A 6,164-nucleotide genomic window follows, 5' to 3' on the forward strand; every position below is an offset into this window, starting at 1 on the left:
TGGGCCCCGCCCCCCCTTCCGGGGGCCGGAGGAAGGAAGGGCGGCCCCCCGGGCGCCCCCCTTCTCAACTCCCAGCTACACCCAGGTGTCGAACCACATCCGCGCCCGCCAGGAATCCACCGGAATCGTGTGACCGGTGTAGATGGGCCAGAAGTAAATGAAGTTCCAGACGATGAGCAGGACGAGCACGCCCGCACCCACCACGCCCACCACCCTGCGCCGCTCGTTCGACCCCGGGGGCCCGATCAGCGAGCCGATCATCATCGACAGGGCCAGGCACAGATACGGGATGAAGACGACCGCGTAGAAGAGGAAGATCGTCCGCTCCTGGTACCGCAGCCACGGCGCGAAGCCCGCGAGGAACGCGCAGGCGATCGCGCCCGCCCGCCAGTCGCGGCGGAAGAACCAGCGCCACAGCACGTACAGGATCGCGAAGCACGCCGCCCACCACAGGAGCGGGGTGCCCAGGGCCAGGACCTCGCTGGCGCACTTCTCGCGGACGTCCGCGGGGCAGTCGGCGGAGCCCGGCGCCGGGGACTCGTAGTAGTACGAGACCGGGCGGCCGAGGACCAGCCAGCTCCAGGGGTTCGACTCGTAGTCGTGGGGCGAGACCAGGCCCACGTGGAAGTCCCAGACCTGGTGCGAGTAGTGCCACAGGCTGCGCCACCAGTCCGGGAAGATGCTCCCGAACCCGCTGGAGGGGTGCTCGGCGCCCCACTCGCGCAGATAGCCGCGGTCGCCCTTGTCGGTGTGCAGCAGCCAGCCGGTCCAGGTCGCGAGGTAGGTCACGAAGAAGACCGGGACGGTCGAGACGAACGCGGGCAGCACATCCCGCTTGAGCACCGAGACATACGGCCGCCGGGCCCCCGCGGTCCGGCGCGCGCCCACGTCCCACAGGACCGTCATCAGGCCGAACGCGGCGAGGAAGACACCGCCGTTCCACTTGGTCGCGAAGGCCAGGCCCAGGAAGACGCCGGCCGCGAGCCGCCAGGGCCGCCAGCCGAGGCGGAGCGTTTCCGCGATCTTCGCGTCGGGCCGTACGACACCGTCCTCTCCCGTCGGAAGGGCCGCCGCCAGCCTGGCCCGTGCCTTGTCGCGGTCGATCACGAGCGCGCCGAACGCCGCGAGGACGAAGAACATCAGCGGCAGGTCGAGCAGCGCGGTCCGGCTCATCACCAGATGCAGCCCGTCCACCGCGAGCAGCAGACCGGCCAGACAGCCGAGGAACGTCGAGCGGAACATCCGCCGCCCGATCCGGCAGACCATCAGGACCGAGAGCGTGCCGAGCAGCGCCACCATGAAGCGCCAGCCGAAGGGCGTCAGACCGAAGATCCACTCACCGGCCGCGATGACCCACTTGCCCATCGGCGGATGCACGACGTACGACGGGTCATGGCCGACCGGCACCTTCGAGCCGAGCTCGATGACCGTGTTGTTGTAGTCCTTGGGCCAGTTGACCTCGTAACCCCGCTTGAGCAGGGCCCAGGCGTCCTTCGCGTAATACGTCTCGTCGAATATCACCGCATTGGGCCGCCCCAGATGCCAGAAGCGCAGCAGGCCCGCGAACAGCGTGACGAGCAGCGGTCCGCCCCAGCCGAGCGCCCGGGTGAGCCCGGGGCGGGATGCGGGGCGCACCTTGAGCACCGACCACAGGCGCGGGCCCGGTTCGGCGTACGGCGGGTCCAGGCGCTGCCCCACGTCCAGGCCCGGCCGCGCGGTGTACCCGAATCTGCGCAGCCGGGCGCTCCAGCTCTGCGGCTGCTGCGGATCGGGGGCCGGCCGGGCGGTGGAGTCCCTCGTCGGCTGAGGGGACGGAGCAGAGGTCACCGCGCCATCGTAGGGAACGCGGCTGTGCGCTTCCCAGGTGCGGCCCGCCGGAGGAAGCGGATGGGGGTGGTCCGGGCGCCGGATCGCCCGTACGTCCGGCAGCCCTGTGCTGCGAGGATGGGGGAGTGACAGGAAAGCAAGGAACCCTCGTCCTGGCCGGCACGCCCATCGGGGACACCGCCGACGCACCGCCCCGGCTCGCCGCCGAGCTGGAGACGGCCGACATCGTCGCCGCCGAGGACACCCGCCGGCTTCGCCGGCTCACCCAGGCGCTCGGGGTGCAGACCACCGGGCGGGTCGTGTCGTACTTCGAGGGCAATGAGACCGCCCGTACGCCCGAGCTGGTCGAGGCGCTGGTCGACGGCGCCCGGGTGCTCCTGGTGACGGACGCGGGCATGCCGTCCGTGTCCGATCCCGGCTACCGCCTGGTCGCGGCCGCCGTCGAGAAGGACATCAAGGTCACCGCGGTGCCCGGTCCGTCCGCGGTGCTCACCGCGCTCGCGCTCTCCGGGCTTCCCGTCGACCGCTTCTGCTTCGAGGGTTTTCTGCCGCGCAAGGCGGGCGAGCGGATGTCGCGGCTTCGCGAAGTGGCCGGCGAGCGGCGCACGTTGGTCTACTTCGAGGCCCCGCACCGCCTCGACGACACCCTCGCCGCGATGGCCGAGGCCTTCGGCGCCGAGCGCCGCGCGGCCGTGTGCCGCGAGCTGACCAAGACGTACGAGGAGGTCAAGCGCGGAGGTCTCGGCGAGCTGGCGGAATGGGCCGCCGAAGGCGTGCGCGGAGAGATCACCGTCGTCGTCGAGGGCGCCCCCGAGACCGTCGCCGAGCTGGACGCGGACGAGCTGGTGCGCAGGGTGCAGGTGCGCGAGGAGGCGGGGGAGCGGCGCAAGGAGGCCATCGCGGCGGTCGCGGCCGAAGCGGGGCTGCCCAAACGGGAGGTCTTCGATGCCGTCGTAGCGGCAAAGAATGCGGCGGGCCGGTCGCCAAAGGACGGCAAAGGACTATCGTGAAAAGCAAAGGCTAAGCCGGGCATCGGACTCTTTCCACATGAGGCGCCCAAGAACGCTCCAATAGTCGACAGGCCTGATGCGTTCCGGCCGGACGAGGCGTCCACTGGGTGAAGGAACCCGAATGGTTTCTTCGCACGTGGATGACCCCGGACGTACTTGTCCGAGGGACAAGAGGAGCTGGCATGAGTGAGATCACCGGCCGCGCCGCCGACGTCGACGCCGCAGCAGCACGTACCACCGCCGCAGTGACGAGCCCTGTCGACCCGACCAGTCTGCCGACCCATCCGATCACCACCGTTCATGAGTCGTACGCATTCGCCTGTATGCGCTGCGGACACGGCTGGGAGCAGTCGTACGACATCGAGCATTTCGTCGACGGCAAGGGCAATGAATTCGTGCTCTACAAGGCCGGCGGTCAGCGGGTCCCCTCACCGCTGTCCCGGCCCACCTGCCTCAACTGCGGCGGGCACGTCGTCCGCATCATGCAGGCCGGACAGGTCTCCTCCATTCTCGACCTGCTCGGTCACAAGGACCGCAAGCCCCGTGCGAAGAAGCACGAGACCGCTGAGGGCGGGGACGTCGCGGCCGCGGGCCCGGTGCCGGAACACCACTGGCATCTGTCCGATCTCCTCCACCCGTTCAAGAACCGGCAGCAGTAACAGACCGCTCGGGGGCGCGGGCGCGCTTCGTAAGATCGGGGCATGAGCCCCAAGGACGCACCCCCGCCCCTGCCCGAGCCCCTGCGCATCCCGGTCGCCGACTCGCATACGCACCTCGACATGCAGGACGGCACGGTCGAGGAGGGGCTCGCGAAGGCCGCGTCCGTGGGCGTGACGACCGTGGTGCAGGTCGGCTGCGACCTCAAGGGCTCGCGGTGGGCGGCCGATACGGCGGCGGCGCACGACAGCGTCCACGCGACCGTCGCGCTGCACCCCAACGAAGCGCCGCGGATCGTGCACGGAGACCCCGACGGCTGGTCGCGGCAGGGCGCCCGCGAGCCGCTCGGCGACGCGGGCCTCGACGAGGCGCTCGCCGAGATCGACCGGCTCGCCGCGCTGCCGCAGGTCAAGGGCGTCGGCGAAACCGGGCTCGACTACTTCCGCACAGGGCCCGAGGGGAAGGCCGCGCAGGAGAAGTCCTTCCGGGCGCACATCGAGATCGCCAAGCGGCACGGCAAGGCGCTGGTGATCCACGATCGCGAGGCGCACGCGGATGTGCTGCGGATCCTCAAGGAGGAAGGCGCACCCGAGCGGACCGTCTTCCACTGCTACTCCGGCGACGCGGAGATGGCTCAAGTCTGCGCGCGCAGCGGCTACTTCATGTCGTTCGCCGGCAACGTGACCTTCAAGAACGCGCAGCATCTGCGGGACGCCCTGGTGGCGGCCCCGCTCGAACTCGTCCTCGTGGAGACCGACGCGCCCTTCCTGACCCCCGCGCCTTACCGCGGACGGCCTAACGCTCCTTATCTCATTCCGGTCACGTTGCGGGCGATGGCGCTTGTGGCGGATGTGAGCGAGGACGCGCTGGCAGAGGCCGTGTCGGCGAATACGGCCCGGGCTTTTGATTACTGACCGATAACGCACAGCCGCCTCAGCACTGGGCAGCGCCGCGACACTGCGTAGTCGCGCTGCTTGGGAGAGTGACGGATGCTCCGCTAGGTTCGCTCCGCTTGATCCGGACCCCTTGCTTGATCCGGAGCCCTTGATCGGGACCCCTGGAGCCTGGAGCGACGTCGTGAGCCATGGGACTTCGTACGACCCCTATGGGGTGAGCGAGCAGTACGGGGAGGAGCGGTACGGGCAGCAGCCGTACGGGGAGGAGCGGTACGGGCAGGAGGCGTACGGGCAGGAGCCGTACGGCGCTCAGGCCCGATACGACACCTACCGGCCCGCCTATGAGGCGCGAGCCGAGCTGAGGCAGGACAAGGCGCGGCCCGTCGTGCCGCCCCCGTCCGGGCCGCAGCCCGCGCCTGCCGAGCGTTTCGAGCCGGTCGCTCCCGTGGAGCCCTTCGAGCCGGTCGCTCCCATGGAGCCCGGCCCTGTCGCTGCTGCCGGGCCCCGGCCCGGCGGACGGGCCGAGGCGCGCCGGGCCGCGCGGCGCAAGAAGACCTCCGAGCGGCCCGAGAGCCTGCGCCGCCTGGTGCCGCAGGCCCTGGTCGTGGCGTTCCTCGCGGGCGGCACCTCGGCCTTCGTCGCCGAGGACAAGGCGGTGAAGCTCTCCGTCGACGGCAAGGAGCGCACGCTGCACACCTTCGCCGACGATGTCTCCGAACTCGTCGCCGACGAGGGCCTCGAGGTCGGCGCGCACGACGTCGTCGCACCCGCCCCCGGCACCGAACTGGCCAGCGGCGACGAGATCGTGGTCCGTTACGGGCGGCCCGTGCACCTCACCCTTGACGGCCAGCGCCGCAAGGTATGGACGACCGCGCCCACCGTCGACGGCGCCCTGCGCCAGCTCGGGGTGCGGGCGGAGGGTGCGTACCTGTCGGCCTCGCGGTCCAAGCGGATCGCCCGCGAAGGGCTGCACCTCGACATCCGCACCGAGCGCACCGTCACGATCATGGCCGACGGCCGCGAGCGCACCATCCGTACGAACGCGGCGACGGTACGCGAGGCCGTCGAGCAGGCCGGGATCTCGCTGCGCGGCCAGGACACCACCTCCGTGCCGCCCGCCAGCTTCCCGCGCGACGGGCAGACCGTCACGGTCATGCGGGTCACCGGGAGCAAGGAGGTGCGCGAGGAGCCGATCGCCTTCGACGTCCAGCGCACCCAGGACGCCTCGCTGTACGCCGGTACGGAGGTCGTGGTGCAGCCGGGGCGGCAGGGCGCCCGCCGGGTCACGTACGCCCTGCGGACCGTGAACGGCGTGAAGCAGAGGCCGAAGCGGCTCAAGACGGAGCTCGTACGCGAGCCGCGGACGCAGATCGTCAAGGTCGGCACCAAGCAGCTGCCGTCCTCGGTGAGCGGTGCGGACGGGCTCAACTGGTCGGGTCTGGCGGCCTGCGAGTCGGGCGGGCGGCCGCACATCACGGATCCGTCCGGGACGTACGGGGGGCTCTACCAGTTCGATACGCGGACGTGGCAGGGGCTCGGGGGCAGTGGGCGGCCGCAGGATGCGCCGGCTTCGGAGCAGACGTATCGGGCGAAGAAGCTGTATGTCCAGCGGGGGGCGAGTCCTTGGCCCCATTGTGGGGGGCGGTTGCATGGGTGAGTCGGGGCCGCTTGTGGGTGCGGGTGCGTCGTGGCTGGGGTGGGTGGCGCCTGCGGCGGGCTGATTTCCCCTACCCGCCCCTTCCCGAAACCGGGGCTTCGCCCCGGGCCCCTTCAT

Annotated in this window: 5 protein-coding genes; 4 read left to right on the forward strand and 1 reads right to left on the reverse strand. The window is 70.8% G+C overall.

The genetic code is table 11. The features are described from left to right. Nucleotides 1-75: 75 nt before the first annotated feature. A complete protein-coding gene (locus JAO81_RS13450) occupies nt 76-1,827 on the reverse strand; it encodes a dolichyl-phosphate-mannose--protein mannosyltransferase (protein WP_199548056.1) in 1,752 nt (583 codons plus the stop codon). Between the two features lie 125 nt (nt 1,828-1,952). Between JAO81_RS13450 and rsmI the strand changes: the two genes are divergently transcribed. The 4 genes from rsmI (at nt 1,953) to JAO81_RS13470 (ending at nt 6,047) form a co-directional block, all read left to right on the forward strand. After that, nucleotides 1,953-2,837 (forward strand): 16S rRNA (cytidine(1402)-2'-O)-methyltransferase, encoded by an 885-nt coding sequence (gene rsmI / locus JAO81_RS13455; protein ID WP_199548057.1) that lies wholly within the window; start codon nt 1,953-1,955, stop codon nt 2,835-2,837. A gap of 323 nt (nt 2,838-3,160) precedes the next feature. Further along, nucleotides 3,161-3,496 (forward strand): hypothetical protein, encoded by a 336-nt coding sequence (locus tag JAO81_RS13460; RefSeq protein WP_199548068.1) that lies wholly within the window; start codon nt 3,161-3,163, stop codon nt 3,494-3,496. 42 nt (nt 3,497-3,538) lie between these two features. After that, nucleotides 3,539-4,408 (forward strand): TatD family hydrolase, encoded by an 870-nt coding sequence (locus JAO81_RS13465; protein WP_199548058.1) that lies wholly within the window; start codon nt 3,539-3,541, stop codon nt 4,406-4,408. Nucleotides 4,409-4,571: 163 nt separating this feature from the next. Next, nucleotides 4,572-6,047 (forward strand): ubiquitin-like domain-containing protein, encoded by a 1,476-nt coding sequence (locus tag JAO81_RS13470; RefSeq protein WP_307813342.1) that lies wholly within the window; start codon nt 4,572-4,574, stop codon nt 6,045-6,047. The last annotated feature ends 117 nt before the right edge of the window (nt 6,048-6,164 follow it).

Source organism: Streptomyces sp. N35 (assembly GCF_016464295.1).
Taxonomy (GTDB): domain Bacteria; phylum Actinomycetota; class Actinomycetes; order Streptomycetales; family Streptomycetaceae; genus Streptomyces.

What these genes read in the sequence shown, in the direction of transcription:
- JAO81_RS13460 (WP_199548068.1), top strand. Translation starts at nt 3,161, where the DNA reads ATGCGCTGCGGACACGGCTGGGAGCAGTCGTACGACATCGAGCATTTC.
- JAO81_RS13465 (WP_199548058.1), top strand. Translation starts at nt 3,539, where the DNA reads ATGAGCCCCAAGGACGCACCCCCGCCCCTGCCCGAGCCCCTGCGCATC.